The 19,194-nt window shown below is 44.8% G+C and carries 17 protein-coding genes; 2 read left to right on the top strand and 15 right to left on the bottom strand.

The window, feature by feature from the left end:
- Positions 1-29: 29 nt before the first annotated feature.
- Genes ENI34_01035 through ENI34_00985 form a run of 11 tightly spaced genes read right to left on the bottom strand, consistent with a single transcriptional unit; the run spans position 30 to position 10,660 of the window.
- On the bottom strand, positions 30-872 hold the full coding sequence (locus ENI34_01035; protein ID HEC77711.1) for a mechanosensitive ion channel family protein: 843 nt from the start codon (positions 870-872) through the stop codon (positions 30-32).
- Entirely contained in the window at positions 865-1,800 is a 936-nt protein-coding gene (locus ENI34_01030) for an SDR family oxidoreductase (protein ID HEC77710.1), read from the bottom strand. Before ENI34_01030 ends, ENI34_01035 begins: the two co-directional genes overlap by 8 nt.
- Complete coding sequence (locus tag ENI34_01025) at positions 1,797-3,086, bottom strand: UDP-glucose/GDP-mannose dehydrogenase family protein (protein ID HEC77709.1); 1,290 nt, start codon at positions 3,084-3,086, stop codon at positions 1,797-1,799. The genes ENI34_01030 and ENI34_01025 overlap by 4 nt, the downstream gene beginning before the upstream one ends.
- Positions 3,087-3,099: 13 nt before the next feature.
- Positions 3,100-4,095, bottom strand: coding sequence for a flippase-like domain-containing protein (locus ENI34_01020; protein HEC77708.1), 996 nt, complete (start codon positions 4,093-4,095; stop codon positions 3,100-3,102).
- Positions 4,034-4,918 carry a glycosyltransferase family 2 protein gene (locus ENI34_01015; GenBank protein ID HEC77707.1) on the bottom strand — a complete coding sequence of 295 codons (885 nt, stop codon included), beginning with the start codon at positions 4,916-4,918 and terminating at the stop codon, positions 4,034-4,036. The genes ENI34_01020 and ENI34_01015 overlap by 62 nt, the downstream gene beginning before the upstream one ends.
- A gap of 53 nt (positions 4,919-4,971) precedes the next feature.
- Positions 4,972-5,736 (bottom strand): 4-hydroxy-tetrahydrodipicolinate reductase, encoded by a 765-nt coding sequence (locus ENI34_01010; GenBank protein ID HEC77706.1) that lies wholly within the window; start codon positions 5,734-5,736, stop codon positions 4,972-4,974.
- Positions 5,733-6,611: a 4-hydroxy-tetrahydrodipicolinate synthase gene (locus ENI34_01005; protein ID HEC77705.1), complete on the bottom strand. Its 879-nt coding sequence runs from the start codon at positions 6,609-6,611 to the stop codon at positions 5,733-5,735. Before ENI34_01005 ends, ENI34_01010 begins: the two co-directional genes overlap by 4 nt.
- A 12-nt stretch (positions 6,612-6,623) precedes the next feature.
- Positions 6,624-7,475, bottom strand: a complete 852-nt coding sequence (locus tag ENI34_01000) for a ParB/RepB/Spo0J family partition protein (protein HEC77704.1) — start codon at positions 7,473-7,475, stop codon at positions 6,624-6,626.
- A complete protein-coding gene (locus ENI34_00995; protein HEC77703.1) occupies positions 7,468-8,226 on the bottom strand; it encodes a ParA family protein in 759 nt (252 codons plus the stop codon). Before ENI34_00995 ends, ENI34_01000 begins: the two co-directional genes overlap by 8 nt.
- Before the next feature lie 30 nt (positions 8,227-8,256).
- Positions 8,257-9,261: a tRNA (adenosine(37)-N6)-threonylcarbamoyltransferase complex transferase subunit TsaD gene (gene tsaD, locus ENI34_00990; protein HEC77702.1), complete on the bottom strand. Its 1,005-nt coding sequence runs from the start codon at positions 9,259-9,261 to the stop codon at positions 8,257-8,259.
- Between the two features lie 55 nt (positions 9,262-9,316).
- Entirely contained in the window at positions 9,317-10,660 is a 1,344-nt protein-coding gene (locus tag ENI34_00985; GenBank protein ID HEC77701.1) for a hypothetical protein, read from the bottom strand.
- Positions 10,661-10,762: 102 nt separating this feature from the next.
- Between ENI34_00985 and ENI34_00980 the strand changes: the two genes are divergently transcribed.
- Both ENI34_00980 and ENI34_00975 read left to right on the top strand, forming a co-directional pair.
- Positions 10,763-11,470, top strand: coding sequence for a PrsW family intramembrane metalloprotease (locus ENI34_00980; protein ID HEC77700.1), 708 nt, complete (start codon positions 10,763-10,765; stop codon positions 11,468-11,470).
- Positions 11,471-11,525: 55 nt separating this feature from the next.
- A complete protein-coding gene (locus tag ENI34_00975) occupies positions 11,526-11,690 on the top strand; it encodes a DUF2273 domain-containing protein (protein HEC77699.1) in 165 nt (54 codons plus the stop codon).
- Between the two features lie 119 nt (positions 11,691-11,809).
- Here the strand turns inward: ENI34_00975 and ENI34_00970 are convergent, their stop codons facing one another.
- The 4 genes from ENI34_00970 to ENI34_00955 form a co-directional block, all read right to left on the bottom strand.
- Positions 11,810-14,167, bottom strand: coding sequence for a hypothetical protein (locus tag ENI34_00970; GenBank protein ID HEC77698.1), 2,358 nt, complete (start codon positions 14,165-14,167; stop codon positions 11,810-11,812).
- Between the two features lie 43 nt (positions 14,168-14,210).
- Complete coding sequence (locus tag ENI34_00965; protein ID HEC77697.1) at positions 14,211-15,347, bottom strand: T9SS type A sorting domain-containing protein; 1,137 nt, start codon at positions 15,345-15,347, stop codon at positions 14,211-14,213.
- 46 nt (positions 15,348-15,393) lie between these two features.
- Positions 15,394-17,535 (bottom strand): T9SS type A sorting domain-containing protein, encoded by a 2,142-nt coding sequence (locus ENI34_00960; GenBank protein ID HEC77696.1) that lies wholly within the window; start codon positions 17,533-17,535, stop codon positions 15,394-15,396.
- Between the two features lie 79 nt (positions 17,536-17,614).
- Positions 17,615-19,194: hypothetical protein (locus tag ENI34_00955; GenBank protein ID HEC77695.1), on the bottom strand; the 1,580-nt coding region annotated here is incomplete at its 5' end.

Below are 19,194 nucleotides of genomic sequence, written 5' to 3'. Positions count from 1 at the left end.
TATACATTATAATTGGAAATTTATTCCTGTCAAGCGCCCTTAATCGGTGTACCCGTCACAATCACTTTCATATGCGGCCAGGGAATTTCAATCCCTTCCCTGTCAAACTCTCTCTTTATCCTCTTACGAAGTTCTCCCATAATATCCCACTGTGCGGAAGGAGCGGTCTCACCGAGGATCTTGATTTCAATGCCCGAATCACCGAGAGCATCGACCCTTAAGACCTGCGGCGGTTTCTTGATACGTCCTTTCCATATCGGTTCCTCAGCCATTTCAGCGCAGACCCGATTGATGACTTCTATAACATGGTCTAAATCCTCCCGATACGCCACGGAAATATTCATATTAACCCGGGAAAATTCCTTGGTCATATTACTCACCGTATTGATCACACCGTTGGGAATATAATGAACCACGCCATCCAGATCCCTCAAAATCGTCCGCCGCAGATTTACCTCTTCCACAAGTCCGCTGATTCCCGCAATCTTCACGACATCACCTATACCATATTGGTTTTCCATAAGGATGAAGAGTCCGTTTATGAAATCCTTTATCAAACTCTGGGCACCGAATCCCACCGCAACACCGATGATTCCGAGACTCGCCAGGGCGGGAGCTATATTGATTCCTATCTCCGCAAGGATGGTAAAAAGAACAACCAGACAAATCAACAGACCCGCGGTCCCTGTCAGCACCCGCGAAAGCGTCCGACTTCGCTTTTCTATCTCAATCTTCTCTTTATTCTTCATCCTTAAACTGATTGTCCTGTGGACAAAGCGGGGAATGATATTCTGGAGAATCAGATAAACAACAAGTCCGATGACAACGGTTATTATAATCTTAAGGGCATGTAGTTTAAGCCATTCACCCATTTTCTTCCCTCCTGAACCATTCAATCACCCTTTTCAACCCATCTTCCAGATCAACCTTGGGTTCCCAGCAGAGCAATTCTCTCGCCTTAGTAATATCTGGTTTACGCTTTTTCGGATCACTGTCAGGCAGAGGTAAAAAACGGTAACTGCTCTTGCTGTTGCAAAGACGTTTTATCACCTCTGCCAATTGAAGCACCGTGTACTCGGCGGGGTTCCCGACATTTATCGGCAAAGGATAGTCGATTTGAACCGCTTTCACAATGGCTTTCACCATATCAGTGATATAACAAAAACTTCTTGTCTGCTTACCGTCACCGAAGATCGACAGAGGTTGATTCTTCAACGCCTCATTAATGAATGTCGGAATAACCCGACCGTCTCCGGCGCGCATCCTTTCACCATAGGTGTTGAATATCCGCACAATGCCGACCTGAAGTCTGTATTTTCTGTGAAAGGCAAGAGTCAATGTTTCGGCGAAACGTTTTCCTTCATCATAAACCGCCCGGGGGCTGAACAGGTTCACATTACCGAAGTAGTCCTCTTTCTGTGGATGCTCTTCCGGGTCTCCATAAACCTCACTCGTGGAAGCGAGAAGAAACTTGGCTTTTTTCGAAAGAGCGAGCTTGAGCATATTGGCGGTACCTGCAGACATAACCATCAAAGTTTCAATAGGATATTTCAGATAGTCAAAAGGACTCGCCGGGCAGGCAAAATGTAGAATCAAATCAACATCTCCGTCGAGCGCGGTGACCGTACAGACATCTGTTTCCATAAAAGTGAATTTTTTGTTCCCGAAGTGCTGAACAAGATTCTTCTTCTGTCCGCTGATCAGGTTATCGACAACCACCACTTCATTCCCTTTTTCTATATAATAGTCGACAAGGTGAGAACCGATGAAACCGGCGCCACCGGTGATAATGATCCTCATCTACCTATCCCTGTGTAAATGAATCCTCTTTTCTTCATCTCTTCCGGTTCAAAAACGTTTCTTCCATCCAAGAACACCGGTTGGCGCATCGCATTTTTAACCCTTTCCAGATCGAGTTTACGGAATTCATCCCACTCAGTAACAAGTACGATTGCATCAGCGTCTTTTGCAACTTCATAAGCATCAGAGCAGTATCTGATATCCGGCATAACCGTCCGTGCCCGTTCCATTGCCACTGGATCATACCCCCTTATCTTTGCTCCGTGCTTCTGTAATTCTCTTATAATGGTTATTGAAGGAGCGAACCGCATATCATCGGTATTCGGTTTAAACGCAAGACCGAGAACTCCTATCTCCTTGTCTTTCAAATTCCATAAAACCTCTTCCAGCTTTGTCACGACCCTGAGCATCTGTTCGTTGTTGATTCTATCAACCTCTTTCAAGAGGTTGAAATCGTATCCGAGTTTCGCCGCAATACTGATGAACGCTTTTAAGTCCTTGGGAAAGCAAAAACCGCCGAATCCCACTCCGGCATTAAGAAACGCCCTGCCGATTCTCTTATCCAATCCCACGCCTTCTGCCACCTTCAAAACATCGGCACCGGATTTCTCACATATTATGGAAATCGCATTTATGAAAGAAATTTTGGTCGAGAGGAAGGCGTTTGAAGCGTGTTTTATCAATTCTGCACTGGCAAGATCAGTGACGATTTTCGGGGCATCGATCGGCTTATACAGTTCGAGAAGTTTCTCTTCCGCCTCTTTACTCTCCACCCCCAGAACAATGCGGTCCGGCGATAGAAAATCATTGATTGCAGATCCTTCTCTCAAAAATTCGGGGTTCGAAGCCACATCAAACTTCTTGACCTTTCGGCTGAATCTTTCAATCACGGTTCTCACCCACTCACCGGTACGCACCGGAACCGTGCTCTTTTCGATTATGATTTTATACTCGGTCATCGCCGCCCCGATTTCTTCTGCAACTTTTTCAACACTCGTAAGATCCGGTTCTCCATCCTCTTTCGGCGGCGTTCCGACGGCGATGAACAGAAACAGGGAATTCTCAACACCTTCCCTGATTGAAGTGGTAAAACGCAATCTTCCTGCCGCAACGTTTCTGTTGATCATCTCTTTGAGGCCGGGTTCGTATATCGGAACTCCTCCCTTTTTCAAAATATCAATCTTTTTCTGATCATTGTCCACACATATGACATCGTGTCCGATCTCTGCAAAACAGGTGCCCGAAACAAGTCCTACGTATCCTGTTCCTATCATACAAACCTTCATAATTGAACTCCTTTCATATTTTATCTCTTTTATAGAAGATGAATAAAACGCCTCCGAACATAGAAAGTAAAAAATACAGGAAAAAAGAGACCAGTGATACAGCGACTGCTGTCTCTCCGCTGACACCGACACGCGCGAATAACAGAATATAAAAATATTCTCTTACGCCGAGGGCGTTGAATGATATGGGGATCATTGAAACAACATTAATTATCGGGATATAAATAAAAAAAGGCAGCAGCCCGACAGCGCTATTATCCATTCCCTTCATTACCACGAAAGGACCGAGCGCAAGAAGAATCTGGATTATTATTGAATGCACGATACACAAAGTAATCGGTCCCCAGGCGCCCCCGAAATCCGTCGCCGCTTCATGCAGATGATTCAATCTTCTCCCCAATTTCAAAACTTTTATCTTCTCAACCAACGGTGATATTTTTGCAAAAACACGTTCCGAGAAAAAAACATAAGTGATAATAAGTATTACAGCCAGACCGATGACTATTAAAGGTAAAAACTCAGTCTGTTTTTGAACGATCAAAAGATACAGCACCGCGAAAAAGGCAAAGATGAACAAACCGACAAAACCCAAAATTCTATCAACGAGCACCGTAGCCAGGGCATCCGCTCTTCGAGACCTCATCGAATATAGAACCCTCATTACATCTCCTCCGATCGTGGTCGGCAGAAAATTATTGAAAAAAGTAGCGATGAAATAGATCATCAGCGTCTTCCAGAAAGGAATTTTAAAATTCTTGAAATCGAGAAGAATCTGCCAGCGCCATGTTGAGATGACAATAAATAAAAGGTAGCAAAACAAGCCCAACAGTAAATATTCGCCCGAGATACCTTTGATATTTGAAACGATTCTATTGACATCAAGACGCCACAAAAGTAAAATGATGAGAGCGGCACCGACAGCGACACGGAAGAACGTCGATAATTTCTTAAAGTTCTCTTTTTTCAAGTCGATCGAGAATTGCCCGTATTGATTCACCGATAAGTGCAAGAGAAAAAAAGAGAATGCCGGAAATAATCAAAAGAATAACAAGATACAGAAGCGGCCTGAAACCATGCCCCAGCAGCCGAAGGATGATCGTCACAATACCGGTCAAGATCCCCAGTCCTATGGAGAAAAGTCCTATCGTCCCGAAGTACAGAAGCGGTTTCTGCATAAATGTCAATTGGAATTTAACGGCGAGCAGATCGAAAAGCCCTATCAATATTCTGAATTTACTCTGGTATTTTGGAGAGCCGTATTTACGAGGACGGAGAGTAACCTTCACTTCCTGAATTTTATAACCGGCGTCTTTGGCGAGAGGTACAATATAGCGATGCCAGTCTTTTCTCAACGGAATATCGTTGAGCAATTCTTTCTTAAAAGCCTTGACGGAATTCATATCATGGATTTCAAGATCAAACAGACGCCGTGCCCAAGAATTGTATATTCGGGAAACAAATTTCTTGTCGTAATCCCCCTGCTTCCATCCTGTGGCTACATCCGCCCCGTTTTCGATGAGTTCGACCAATCTGGGAATATCATCAGGGTCGTATTGAAGGTCAGCATCAAAAATTACAATCACATCACCCCGAGCCGCTTTTGTGCCGGATATAATCGCCTGGGTCTTTCCCATATTCCTTTTGTGTCTTACAACCTTCAAATAACCCCTCTTATGTTCTTCAGCAATCGAAGATGTTCCGTCTTCAGAACCGTCATCCACAAGAATCACTTCGTAATTTCTATGTTTCTTGATGAATTTATCGAATTCCTCTATCAGAAAAGGAATATTCACCGCTTCGTTATATGCAGGGACCACAATGGAAACCTTCATATCTAAGTATTATACAAATTAGAACCCCTTAGTCAAGTCAAAAACCCGGAATATCAGACAACCAGCAGATCTTGCATGCCGTAAAGGCCGGCGGTTTTTTTTATGATAAAACGAACCGCTTCAAGTGTTCCCGCAGCAAAACAACGTCTTGAAGTGGCATAGTGCCTCAATTCAATGAATTCACCGTTCCCCAGGAACAAAACACGGTGTTCTCCTACCACATCACCGCCGCGCACTGAATTAACGCATACCTCATCCTTTTTTCGTTCTCCGACCAGCCCTTCCCTGCCGTAGATAAAACCGACATCAGGTCTCACTCCCTTTATGACCCGGGCGATCGCCCTGGCTGTTCCTGAAGGAGCATCTTTTTTCGCCCGGTGATGAGTTTCGACGATCTCCACGTCGAAGTCCGAAAGAACCTTTGCAGAATCTTCGACCAGTTTGTACAAATGATTTACACCCACAGACATATTGGGAGCGAGGAATATCGGAAATTGCTTTGAAAATTCTACAAAGGTCTGCATCTCGGAATCACTGAATCCGGTCGTGCCGGTGACAAACGGTTTTTTGAAATCTTTAACCTTCTGAAGATTCTCAAGCGCTGCCTGATGATTCGTGAAGTCAATCACACAATCACTCTCCGGTACTACAGAAATCAAATCATCTATGATTGTTATTCCCGCTATCGTCTTACCTATATTGGGGTTGTCAGGAGCTTCGACTCCGGCGATAATATTGAAGTCATGGGATTCCTGAGCAGCGGAGATAATCTCCCTCCCCATCCTGCCTGCCGCACCGCAAATTATTATCTTAATCATAGTTCAACACCAAATTCTATCAGCTTCTTTTTCAAAATCGGAACATTAACCTGACTCATCTCAACGAGCGGCAAACGGGGTTTTCCGGACGGCATACCCATCAATTCCATCGCCTTTTTGACCGGAACCGGATTGGTCTCGATGAACAATGCCTTAACCAGCGGGAACAACTTGAGATGTATCTTTCTCGCCTCCTTGATATTCCCTTCAAAGAAGAGTCGGCACATCAATGCCACTTCATTGGGAAGGATATTCGCTATTACCGAAATAACCCCTTTCGCACCGATCGCAAGCATAGGGAATGTCAAAGAATCATCTCCGGATAACACATCAAACTCCTCACTGCACTGCCTTATCACATCCGAGACCTGGTCTAAATTACCGCTTGCCGCCTTCAAACCGACGATGTTCTTGCAATCGTTAGCCAATCTCACAACAGTATCGGGTGAAATATTGCATCCTGTTCTGCTCGGTACATTATAGACGATTATCGGAATACCGCTCGCTTCACTCACACGACGGAAATGTTGATAGAGCCCTTCCTGTGTCGGCTTGTTATAATAAGGAGCCACGACCAGTGCTCCCTGAGCACCGAATTTTTCGACCTTCTGAACAAGTTTTATCGTCTTTGCCGTAGAATTGGTACCTGCTCCGGCGATCACCGGCACCCTGTTATCAACCTCTTCCAGTGCTATCTTAATGACTCTCTCAAATTCATCCTCACTCAAACTCGGGCTCTCTCCGGTTGTCGCGCAGGCGACGATGCCGTTCGAACCTTTATCCACCAAAAATCTGATATTTTTCCTCAAACCCTCTTCATCAAGTCCATTATCTTTAAACGGGGTGACAATCGCTACAAAAGACCCTTTGTACATCCACACCTCCTTCTATGATTTTTTTCCCTTCTTTAATATTTCATGAATTCGTGTAAAATCCTCCAGACTGTAATAATAAATCGTTATTGTTCCTTTATTTCTCTTCCATTCGATCGTGACCTTGGTATGGAGCAACTTCGACAGTTCATCTTCCAGAATCAAGAGATTCGGCTCTTTTTGCGGGCCGGGTATGATTGTCGGCCTTTTCTGAACCCTCTTGATTAAAATTTCGGCTGCCCGCACTGATAACTCTTCTTTGACGATACGGTCCGCCAACTGCAGCAATCTTATCTCATCCTGGACACCCAGTAAAGCCCTCGCATGGCCAGAGGTCAACTTGCCCTCTTTCAGATATCTTTTCACCTTTTCTGGAAGACCGAGTATTCTCAAAGTATTGGTGATTGTAGAACGATCCTTACCAACCAGTTGAGCGATCCGTTCATGAGTCATACCGAATTTTTTATTAAGTTCATCATAGGCGATTGCTTCTTCAACAGGATTCAAATCTTTACGATGCAGATTCTCAATCAATCCGATCTCCAGCAGATCCTGGTCGGTTAAATCACGGATGACCGCCGGGATTTCTTTCAATCCGGCGACCCGCGCAGCCCTGAGCCGTCTTTCACCGGCAGCCAGAATATATTTTTTTCCTGCTTTCTTGACGATCACCGGTTCGATAATCCCCTTTTCTTTAATGGAAGCCGCCAGCTCTTTGATATCAGCCTCATCTATCCCGGCACGCGGCTGATAGGGATTAGGACTGATGTCGGCTATCGGTATCATCCTATAGCCCTGCTGAAGCGACTCTTCTTCTTTAACAGGGATTAATGCTTCAATTCCTTTACCTAAGGCTCTTTTACGCATGATTCAACAACTCCCTCGTTAAATTTAAATAAGCCTGAGCACCGGGTGAGGATATTCGGTAGTGAATTACAGATTTGCCGTAAGAAGGCGACTCCGCAATACGTACGGACCGTGGTATAACGGTCTCAAAAACAATGTTGGGGAAATGTGCGCGGATATCTTCAACTACATCTTTGGCTAAATTCAATCGGGCGTCGAACATCGTCAATAGAATACCTTCAATAACAAGATTTCTGTTTAAATTGTTCTTTATCGCCTTCAGTGTTTTGAGCAGCTTTTCAAGCCCTTCAAGTGCATAGTATTCACACTGAATCGGAATAATCACACTGTCTGAAGCCACAAGGGCGTTGACCGTCAAAATTCCCAACGACGGCGGGCAATCAATAATTCCGAAATCATAGGTGTCGTTAATCGTATTCAACAATTTTTTCAATCTCTCCTCCCGGGATTCCTGGTCGACAAATTCAATCTCGGCACCAGCTAAATCCGGCGTGGAAGGCAGGACAGAAAGTCTCGGCCATTTGGTTTTTATGATTGTCTTTTGCACCAATTCCGATTTATAAAGACAATCATAGATCGATAGATCAAGAGAACGGTAATCAATCCCGAGTCCGCTCGTCGCATTTGCCTGAGGGTCAATATCAACCAGAAGAACGTTCTTCTCGGCAAGAGAGAGCCCGACAGCCAGATTCACAGCGGTTGCGGTCTTTCCCACGCCGCCCTTCTGGTTGCAGAGTGCAATCTTCTTCATTTAGTTATTTTAGTAAAAATCGGTTAAAAGTCAACAGCAAGGCTGACCGACACTGATCTTATCCAGTCTCTGTCGGGCGAGAGCATCAAGTGACAGCTCTGAGGGACCGAATTTCTTAAAGCGTGCAGCTCCGGCAAGGGCGATCATCACACCGTTATCAGTGCAATGTTGGAACTGCGGGATATGTAACTTTACTTTCCTCTTTTCAGCCAGTTGAGTGAACCTTTCACGGAGCCTTTTATTCGCCGACACCCCCCCTACTATCCCAAGCCTCTCTGTGCCGGTTGCAGTGAGTGCCCTGTCCACCACCTGAATCAGATGTTCGATCGCCGCCTCCTGAAAACCCGCCGCAACATCACCACGGTCATACCCGGGATTATCCCTCACATAATACAACACTGCGGTCTTTAAACCGGCATAGCTGAAATTATAGGCGCCGGGTTTCGGCACGGGAAACTTCACCGTTCCTATCCTGCCTTTCTTCGCCGCCTTTTCAATATACGGACCACCGGGATATGGTAATTTCATCAACTTGGCGACTTTGTCAAACGCCTCACCACAGGCATCATCAACTGTCTTTCCTATGGTTTTATAGTCGAATTCATCCTTTACAAGAATAACTTCGGTATGCCCGCCGGAAACCAGCAGAACAAGATAAGGATAATGCATCTGCTGTTGAATATGCAGGGCATAGATATGTCCCTCCAGATGATTTATCCCGATGAATGGCTTTTCGAGGGCGATGGCGAGGGATTTGGTAAATGACAATCCGACAAGCAAAGCACCGATTAAACCCGGACCATAGGTTACACTGAACAACTCAACATTTTCAAGTTTTATCTGAGCGGTTTCAAGGGCGACCTTTAATAAAGGAACAATAACCTTGATATGGTTTCGGGCGGCTAATTCCGGTACAACTCCGCCGAATTTTGAATGGATGATCTGTGAAGAAACCACATTCGCCAGAATCCTATTCTCGTCTATTATCCCGACTGCCGTTTCATCACAGGAGGTCTCGATACCGAGTGTAATCATAGTTATCCTATTGTAATCAAACAAGCAAATTATTCATCTATTTAAACCAATCTGTTCAAAAACTGAATGACACGAGTGGACCCCTGGTCGGTGTATCGCAGACTGAAGACAAAGCAAGAGAAATCATTGTTTCAGGATAAAAACGAAGCCTACTGTGTTTCTCGGAATCACCAGGATTAATGAGCCGGGCAGTAACTAATGCACCAATAATATCACCTGCCAAGGCAGCGGTATAATAGACCTTAGAATCGTCAGATTTCATCAAAAAAACACAACCCGCACCAGTTAGGGCACCAGCCAAACCGCCTAAAACTATATTATCGCCTGCGTTTTCAGTAAAATTCTTATTTTTGACAATCCTATGACCCACGTAAGAACCCAAACCCAGTCCCGTAAGTCCGGCTGAAATATAAATCTTTTCAGATATGTTATCACCCGGACCATCAAACCAGGTCAGGATGATCGGTAAACTCAAAGCGCCGACTATTCCACAATTGGCAAAGATTGCCGGGTCACCATCAGCCAGGTCTATATTCTTTGTGAGTAAAGCACCAGTTGCAATACCGCCACCAAAACCGATCAGAGAAGCACCGAGATAATGTTTATAATTGAACAGCGGATCTTGCCAATTATCAATCAACCCGAGTATACCGGCGGCACTCAGTCCAGTAAAATCACTAATAATATAAATCATACTCCCCCGTCCCAGGCTTAGACTGAATTTATTGACTGACTGGAAACCTATATACTCACCAATAACACTGCCACTCACAGTAATCAAAGCACCACCTCTTTCATAAAATTTAATATCGACAATACTACTCAATGCTCCAGCAATATAGAGACCGTGAATTCCACCCCAAAGATACAAATCAGCGTGGGCTTTTGAAACATCACACTTTTTCGTCAACATAAGCGGAATAAAAAAACTGGCGGCGCTTGAAAGCATATATACGGCAGTACTGCTTCGGAAATCATAGTCATCAGCAGTAAAAGCTATGGCGGTAAGTGGTGCCTGAACCCCATAGGCGAAAAGAAATGAATTACGAAGAAACCTGCCATAACCAGAGCGGTCATATACCACTTTCGTCTTTTTTTGTGTTTGAAGTGCTGCAATTTCTTTTTGAATCTCTAAGACCGTCTCTTCTGAAACACCTATCCGTTTTCTTAAAAAAACTTTATCTTTTTGAGTATATATTTCAATAACATAAGAAGAATCTGGTTCAAGAAATAAAAACGCCCTTCTTATCTTAGAATAATCTTCAAAAAAACTAATTTGTTGCGCCATTAAACTATCTATCTCGTATATCTGACCTTCGGCGTCAAAAGGGATCTGTACATTATCAAAATCAAGATTTGTCTCTATACAAATAAGGCATAGTAAAGTAAAAAAATACACTTTTTCTCCTTTCTTGATCTTATTTTTCTTATTATAATTAGGATTTAAAACTTGTCAATAGAAGCACACTTGACGCCGGCGGAAATATGATTAAATTATTATATGGTATTGATACTACTTGCAATCGCCCTTGCTCCCTGTTTTTTTCTCCTCTGGTATTTTTACCATCGGGATAAATATGAGCCAGAACCCAAAAAGAAGATAATCAAGATATTTTTGATCGGCGCATTGATGGTGATACCGGCGGGTATTATTGAAATAATCCTGATACAGGGACTCAACAGAATCAGTTCAGGCTTGCTCAATATCTTCATATCGTCGTTCGTGATTATCGCCCCGACTGAGGAGTTCTTGAAGTTTATGGCGGTAAAACGGTGGATATATCATTCAACCGAATTTGATGAAGTGATGGATGGAATCGTCTATACGGTCGCTGCATCTTTAGGATTTGCAACCGTTGAGAACATTTTCTATGTTCTACAACACGGGCTCAGTGTCGGTATTACCCGGGCGTTCCTTGCTGTTCCGGGACACGCCTTTTTCGGTGCCCTGATGGGATACTATATCGGGCGCGCCAGATTCGCGGGAGAGAAGGAAAATCAGCTGCTTATAAAAGGTCTTCTCCTTGCTATAGTGCTACACGGCACCTATGATTTTCTTATTTTCACTAAAACGGCGTTCGCTTTATTGATAATAGCATTAATAATCACGCTTGGGTTCTTTGTAAGGGAAGACCTGAAAAAAGCGGAGCTACAGAGCAGAGAAAGGTTGAATCAACAAAATAAAGAGAATAATTCTTCTACAGGTTGACAAGTTCTGTTCAATAAAATAATTGACAAAAAACGAATATTGAATAAAATAGAATATGTTCAACTTTAATAAAGCCCTCGTGGGTGCGGTTATCGCGGGTGTTATCGGAATATTTTTCGCCACCGTAGGTTTCTGGCGTACCTTGATGATTATCTTTCTGATAGTACTTGGTTATCTGATCGGCACCTACCTGGAAACCAGAAAAAAAGAAGACGATTAAGTAATTTAATATTCCTGTTTATCGACTTTTAAACGGCTCGGCAAGTATTCAACTAATCACAACAAGATCGTGTCTATTTCTTCTCGCCTATTCCAACCCCTTCTCCCTGACCTACTCACTTATTTCAGTATTTTCTTCGACTCCTGATGCACCCGTCTGCCTTCTTCAGTGAGCCAGTGGAAATCACCCTTGGTCTTAATGCGGTCATAGATGCCGATCATTGCGTCGTCATCTAAGGAATGGCCGATTAAATGGCCGGTCTTGGGTTGTTCCACAGGAGTAAGAATCTTTGCAATCCGGGCGTGGACATCCTTGCGTTCCGCAGTCACTGTCCAGTAGACTTCTGTACCGGGTTTACCACCGATAACGAATCTGTTGTTTTTAATCTTCTCAGCCACATAAATCTCATAGGTCCCGACTCCGGTCAACTGGATTCTCGGATTCTTGTTTATCTCATCAAAGTAATCAGGAAGTTTCACCTCGACCCGACCGTTATCTTTGATATAGGCAGTGCCGTTATAGACAAATACCGGCTCAGAAGAACCGACCGCATACTGATTGAGAATCTTATTCATCGGGTCAAATGGATGGTCCATCGTGAAGACCAAGGTGCCGGTCGAAAAATTTGCGGCACGGACCTGGTTTGAGGAAGTAGTGTGACTGGTAGTGAACGCAGCGGAGCGGCTGTGACTGCTTAAAACATAGGTGCTATAGTTGGTAGCAAATCCATCGATGCTATTCACGGTATCCGCATTACCTCCAGCTACGGTAGAATGTAGTGCTCGGGCCGCATTATTGAATCCCCCGCCGACAAAAGAGTAAGAACCATCGGCTTTGTTACCTTCCCCTGCCATTACGGCCGCATAGTAGGAATCGGCAACGTTAGCAAATCCTCCAAGAGTAATAGAGTAGCCAAAAGCAGCCCGGTTATTTTTACCACCCCCTACGAAACAGTAGTAACCGGTTGCAGCATTATCCCGACCTCCAACAACGATTGCCGCAGTATCGCCCTCCGCATCGCCGGCCAGGTTGCTGTAACCGGAGAGGACGCCTCCATACCAGGCTCTTACCGTGTCGAAACACCCCCCAACCAGCGAAGCGAAGTTGCCACTGACATAATTATCTTGCCCGCCGAGAATACCAGAACGATAGCCATCAACAGTATTGGATATCCCACCGACTATTGTCGAGAATAATTCATTAACACTGTTGCTCGAGCCCCCGCACACAACTGAGCTCCTTCCACCGGCAGTGTTATTAGTACCTCCTCCAACCATAGCATACCCATCTCCGACACTATTGTTGGAGCCACCCCCGATGAACCCATAATATCCAAGGTTGGAAATATAATTCCTGCGTCCTCCACTGATCGTCGTGTACTCAGCCCGAACTCTGTGACCGTAGCCGCCGCTGATGGTGGTGTAAGGATCATTGCCGATGTCGCTGTGACCTGTGGTACATGCAACCCCGAAATTGACATGGGTGTGAACATTGTTTCCATAAAACACATTTCCGGCTCCACCACGGGCAATGCTGAGATAATTGGCAGTAAATAAAACGCTGTCCGGTGTTCCCCGAACCCAATCGTTATCACTACCCCCGGAACTCGGCTGCCAGGTTCCAACTCCAGAGCTGTCTGAAGTAAGCACATAACCATCCGCTGCTCCGGTCGGCATCTTGAATCCGATCATCTGAACCGTTCCGTTGACATCTATTTTCTCCGCAGGGGTGGTGGTGCCGACCCCGATACTTCCGTCAACATAGAGGTTACCGTCGGTCCTTAGGCTCAACTCCTGACCCGGAGCACCTCCATCACAATGGATACCCAGAACACCACCGGTATTGACGGCGATATTGTAATCCTGCCAGTGATCCACTTTGTGATCGTCAAGCGAGATATCCCCACCGTAGACATTGAGTTTGCCGTCTATTGAAAGTTTGTAAACCGGCGTGGATGTTCCGATCCCGACGCTCCCCCATGGAATTGACCACATATCATTCCCGGAAACCTGCCAGTCATTATCTGCTACTGCATTGCGCGCATACTCCGCAGTATCTGAATAGGTAGCTGTATATGCGTACCCCACTGATGTAATCCGCGTGCGCGGTGATAACACCTCTCCTCCCACAGTCAACTCCAGCCAGCGCGCCGTACCGGCGGTGAAGACTGAATCCGGTATCGCATTCACACTCCCCAACAACACACTGAATACTCCACGTTCGATGATCACGCCGGTCTGGGTCTCATTCCACAACTCATTGCCGCCGCTTGACGCATCATAAATCTTGAAGACCATATCCAGCGTGTCATCAAGCGGAATCTGCAGGCTATCGGTCAGATATCCCTGATAATTGAGTAATTGTGGTACTGAACGCACCTCATTCTTTGATACCTGAAAGGAAAAACCTGTATCCGCCTTTAAACAAAATATAAAGGCAGCAATAATCATAGATAAACAAATTCTTTTCTCCCTCATTTTTCCTCCCTCTACATATACAAAAAATTAATTTTGGTTCGGACTATCTCTCAATAATCACCTTTTCTGTCAAATCTATATCTGTCCCGGTTATCCGGACAAAATAGACTCCCGGACTGAGTTTCTTACCTGAATTATCCGTACCGTACCAGACCAGGTTACAGGATGATTCGTTTACAAACTGTGCTACTAATTCTCCACTAATATTATAGACCCTAAATTCTACGTCACCGACATCCGAAGAAGCCAATAAAAACTCAATCCTGTCTTTAAAAGGATTCGGAAAACTCCGAAGAACTCCAGGCTTTGGCTTCAAAATCATTCCCTCTCTTGAACCAACGACATTCTGGTAAACATCAATCGCATCAGAATTTTGCGACCAGTAGTATGTTGTATAACCCATTGTATCAGCCGAAGCATCGACTGTATCTGGTCGGGCTACGATCTTGTATGCGAAATATGTGGTCCAGTGTGTCCAGGGCAGGAAATAATCACCTTCCAGACAATAAAATACTGTAGTATCGGCGGTGTCGCCCTGCACAGCCACAAACCCGATATCCACCACATTACCGGCATCAAGGGCATTCGGCGTACCGGTACCTGTGCTGTCCGCCACAAGATAGAATCCCATAACATCGTATTCAGTCTGATCTGCACGACGGGTTTCATTCGGATTGGGAATTTTCACCCAGATTGTATCATTGGCTCCAGCACCTGCCCCTGTCTGAGACACTATCGGCTTTGGCATAACGCGAAGGGTATCGCTGGGATCCCAATACTGCGGATCTTGAGTCGGATCCAGTGTATCAGAAAACAACCAGTAATATCCTCGATGATTAGGATTGTTCCCATAACCAGAAGGGTCCGCAGCATAAGCACTATCAAAAGAACCAAACGCAATACAGGTATCACCACCCTGCCAATCCGGGAAGTTACCTGCATCACTATGCCACACAATACAATCCCAACTGGCGGTCCAATCTTCAACATAGGTTGCTGGATCAGATAAATCAAGGCAATGAGTTTCAGGATGATATAAATCATAGAATACAAAATGCTTCCCCGTTGTATCAACGCCATCAGGCCAGATATAAACAGCCTGAATCACCTCGTGAGACTGACTGAAGACCAACCCAATTCCTACAAACAACAAAAATAACATCCTGCCCAAGATTCTCATACAAATCCTCCTATCATTTTCTCAACCAGAATCATGCCCTCTGATTTTAGCGGACGAAAACAATTTTACGGCAGCTTCTGTATTTTTCCGCACTAAACCGAATAAAATAAACCCCTGCAGCAACAATTCTTCCCACATCATCAATACCGTTCCAATTTAATTGGTAATAACCAGAATCACTCTTCCCTGAAAACAGGGTTTTGACTTCTCTGCCCGTGATATCATAAATCTTGATGCTGATTTCTGTTTGATGCGGAATAACATAAGTAATCTCCGTATTTTTACTGAAGAGGCTTGGATAGACACTAAAAGAATAACACAATGGTGTATAGTGTTTTCCTGATATAGTTTGAACTTTCCGGGAATCATAAACAGTTTCATAACCGCCTTTAATCACAGGTTTCAAAGTAAGTTCACTGCCTGTCGGATAATCATTTTCTACCAGAATTCTATTATTCAACCTTTCATTGCCTTGATACAGGCTGTAGCCGATAACAGCATTTTCATCCGTTCTCTGCCAGGTTATCTTATTCGATGATTCCAGTAAAGCAGGTTGAGGAAAAGGTGTTAATACAATCTCTCCCAATTCCTGAATGTCGACCAGTGAATTCAATTTGAATTCCGAAACACTGAAGTATGCCTGGCCGTCTTTCACCGCCTCTACAATAAGAATAACCTCTTCACCATCTTTCCACGGTTGTTTGAAATTCCCCGTATCAAACCAGAGCGCCCCAAATGACTTCCAACGTTCAACGCCACAGCCGATAAGACAATCAGTCAGTACATCATTAGGATTATTCAACCGATATGCCGTAAAGACAATGTCGCTGCACCCTTCCAACTCGAAATATGCATGTACAACATGAGAAATGCCCACCTCACGGTAGTTGTGTTCGAAGCTTGCTTCCGTGCTTAACGGCCTATATTTCTCGGCATCATCATAGTTTATCCGACGGGTTCCTTCAAGAGATAAAAGATCTGTATTTGAAACATCTACTCTCCAGAGAGGAGCACGGTCAGATTCAGCAGATGTCCCCAAACAAACCTCTACATCCGGATACTCTCTCTTACTCAAAATATATGCTTCCTTTGATGAATTTGTGTACTCTGTGGGATTCCACGACGTATCATTTATCGTCACCATCTCATAACCACGGCCAGAAGTAATTGCAAAATCAGTACCTGACCAATGAGGAAACGGCACTGTGGTCCAGGTATAACTCTCATACAACTGATCATCACGTAAATTCGTTATCTTGGTCAGCGGATCTCCAGAAGGACTGTATTCATCTGTAATATCGCTCACTGTATTATAAACTGCATTGTACGGTATCGAAACCCAATTTTTATCAGTAGCCGACGGATTCTCATTCAAAGTAATCGAACCGTCGGGATTGTTTGAACCAACCAGTATCAAAGAAGTATCCTTCGCCGTCACCATCTCATAACCACGGCCAGAAGTAATTGCAAAATCAGTACCTGACCAATGAGGAAACGGCACTGTGGTCCAGGTATAACTCTCATACAACTGATCATCACGTAAGTTCGTGATCTTGGTCAGTGGATCTCCAGAAGGGCTCAAGTCTGTTGTTAAATCCGAAACCGTGGAGTATTCGCTGTGCCATGGTATGCTTGTCCAGTTTTTATCAGTAGCAGATGGATTCTCAACAAACGCTTTATGAAAAACATACCCCATATTCGATTTTTTACTGCGGTTGCCTGCGACATCGACCGCCTTTACGAGATAGTAGTAACTGGATGTGGAATCAAGAACTCCTGTGTCGGTAAATGTGGTATCCGGCTGGATCGTTGCACCGACCGAATCTGACGGACCTGGAATAAAAGAAGGCGATGTACTTCTGTATACAACATAATAATACATCGTTTCAGGATTACCGAGCGTATCAGTCGTTATCTTATTCCAGGTCAACACCGCGTCATGACTTGATTTTGCGACATATATATAAGGTGCAGAAGGCGGAGTTCCTTCTGGGGGATGCCAGAAACCAATCACTCCTTCGTAATCCGTATCCTCCACTCTGCCGACTGCAGTCTGGCTGATTGTTCCCTGCAACACATAGTTTGTTGAAGTACTCTTTCTCCCACCAGCGGAAAGAACATCTCTTTTCAATACATAACTCTGTGCCGCCAATAATAACGGGAACAAAAGCATTATCATTTTTTTCACATTTCCTCCTCGTGTTCTGTTCCCATTTTAATAACTCTAATTATATATTATAATTATTTTTCATACCTCTGTCAACTATTTACTTTCCCTTTTTCAACCTTTCCACTTCAGCACGGAGTTGCTCGATTTCCGCTTTTTGATTCTCTACGATTTCGATTAATTCCTTGATCGCCGCAGTATTAACCGCCGTGATATGATCATAGTTAATTGCCAGATGGTTCTCATCAGCACCTTCAGCCACCAGTTCAGGTAAAGCTTTTTGCAGAGCCTGAGCGATGAATCCGATATCATCTTTGCCGCCGCTGATACCGTATTTTTCATAACCTTGCTTCCAGGTGAATCGAACCGGTTTCATATTTTTAACAATCTCCAGAGGTTGAACAAGCGGTCTGACATTGAACTTGAAATCCTGGTCAGAGCTCTGCCAGGAACCGGTGCAATATGCCGAACCACTCACATAAAGGCGATAAGCCGTATTCGTCGCATCAGTACCAATGAAGAAATGACCAAGACCAGCTCCCCAATCAAAAACCGCAACACTGTCATGACCTGCCGTACTCGCATACCGCCCGAATGCAAATGAATAATCACCATCAGCGGTGTTGTTAAATCCGCCTGCAACCGCGGCATAACTACCACTGGCCGTGTTGCTACTACCGCCGCATACTAAGCTGTAACTACCACTGGCGGTGTTGCTGTCTCCACCACCTACTGCGGCACGCGTTCCAGATGCACTGTTGTCAAACCCACCAGCAACCATACTACCATAACCAGTGGCACTGTTACTACTTCCTCCTGTCACGGTAGAATAATTATTACCGGCGGTGTTGCCGACTCCCCCGACCACTACGGCATAATTACCACTGGTGATGTTGCTGGAACCACCACCGATAAAATCATATTTCTCGGTTGCCGAGTTGTTCCAACCACCACAAACAACCACCGCGGTATCAACAGAGGCGTCACCGGCGAGATTACTGTATCCGGAAAGGGCACCGCTGTAATGACCGTTAACCGTATCGGCGTAACCGCCGCAAATCGCGGTATAGTAATTATTGGCAGTATTAACCCTTCCGCCTGCAACAACCGATGTATAACCATTCGCCTTGTTCATATATCCACCGCCCACAATCGAGGAAGTTCCAGCTGTACTATTGCTCCAGCCGCCGTTGACCGTCGAATAAGAACCGCCGGCAGTGTTATCACCTCCTCCACTTACTGTTGAATAAGAATTAGTCGCAATGTTTCCACTGCCACCTGCGACCACAGAATAATCACCACGGGCAGAATTGGAATCAGCGGCAGTCGAACCTCCACCACCACTGACCACTGAGTATAAACCACGGGCATTATTGTTCTTACCACCACCGACAAAACTATATCTCGCAGTCGCCGAATTGTCCCAACCGCCGCAGATAACTACTGCGGTATCGGCAGAGGCGTCACCGGCGAGATTACTGTATCCGGAAAGGGCACCGCTGTAATGACCGTTAACCGTATCGGCGTAACCGCCGCAAATCGCGGTATAGTAATTATTGGCAGTATTAACCCTTCCGCCTGCAACAACCGATGTATAACCATTCGCCTTGTTCATATATCCACCGCCCACAATCGAGGAAGTTCCAGCTGTACTATTGCTCCAGCCGCCGTTGACCGTCG

This window comes from candidate division WOR-3 bacterium, from assembly GCA_011052815.1.
Lineage (GTDB): Bacteria > Hydrothermota > Tepidihabitantia > SM23-42 > SM23-42 > DRIG01.
This window is presented reverse-complemented; position numbering and strand designations above follow the sequence as displayed.

Bases quoted from the DNA above. Each gene is read 5' to 3' on its own strand.
- ENI34_00995 (HEC77703.1), bottom strand. From the start codon at position 8,226: ATGAAGAAGATTGCACTCTGCAACCAGAAGGGCGGCGTGGGAAAGACC.
- ENI34_00975 (HEC77699.1), top strand. From the start codon at position 11,526: ATGTTCAACTTTAATAAAGCCCTCGTGGGTGCGGTTATCGCGGGTGTT.
- ENI34_01010 (HEC77706.1), bottom strand. From the start codon at position 5,736: ATGATTAAGATAATAATTTGCGGTGCGGCAGGCAGGATGGGGAGGGAG.
- ENI34_01015 (HEC77707.1), bottom strand. From the start codon at position 4,918: ATGAAGGTTTCCATTGTGGTCCCTGCATATAACGAAGCGGTGAATATT.
- ENI34_00965 (HEC77697.1), bottom strand. From the start codon at position 15,347: ATGAGAATCTTGGGCAGGATGTTATTTTTGTTGTTTGTAGGAATTGGG.
- ENI34_00970 (HEC77698.1), bottom strand. From the start codon at position 14,167: ATGAGGGAGAAAAGAATTTGTTTATCTATGATTATTGCTGCCTTTATA.
- ENI34_01000 (HEC77704.1), bottom strand. From the start codon at position 7,475: ATGCGTAAAAGAGCCTTAGGTAAAGGAATTGAAGCATTAATCCCTGTT.
- ENI34_01025 (HEC77709.1), bottom strand. From the start codon at position 3,086: ATGAAGGTTTGTATGATAGGAACAGGATACGTAGGACTTGTTTCGGGC.
- ENI34_01030 (HEC77710.1), bottom strand. From the start codon at position 1,800: ATGAGGATCATTATCACCGGTGGCGCCGGTTTCATCGGTTCTCACCTT.
- tsaD (HEC77702.1), bottom strand. From the start codon at position 9,261: ATGATTACACTCGGTATCGAGACCTCCTGTGATGAAACGGCAGTCGGG.
- ENI34_01035 (HEC77711.1), bottom strand. From the start codon at position 872: ATGGGTGAATGGCTTAAACTACATGCCCTTAAGATTATAATAACCGTT.
- ENI34_01005 (HEC77705.1), bottom strand. From the start codon at position 6,611: ATGTACAAAGGGTCTTTTGTAGCGATTGTCACCCCGTTTAAAGATAAT.
- ENI34_00980 (HEC77700.1), top strand. From the start codon at position 10,763: ATGGTATTGATACTACTTGCAATCGCCCTTGCTCCCTGTTTTTTTCTC.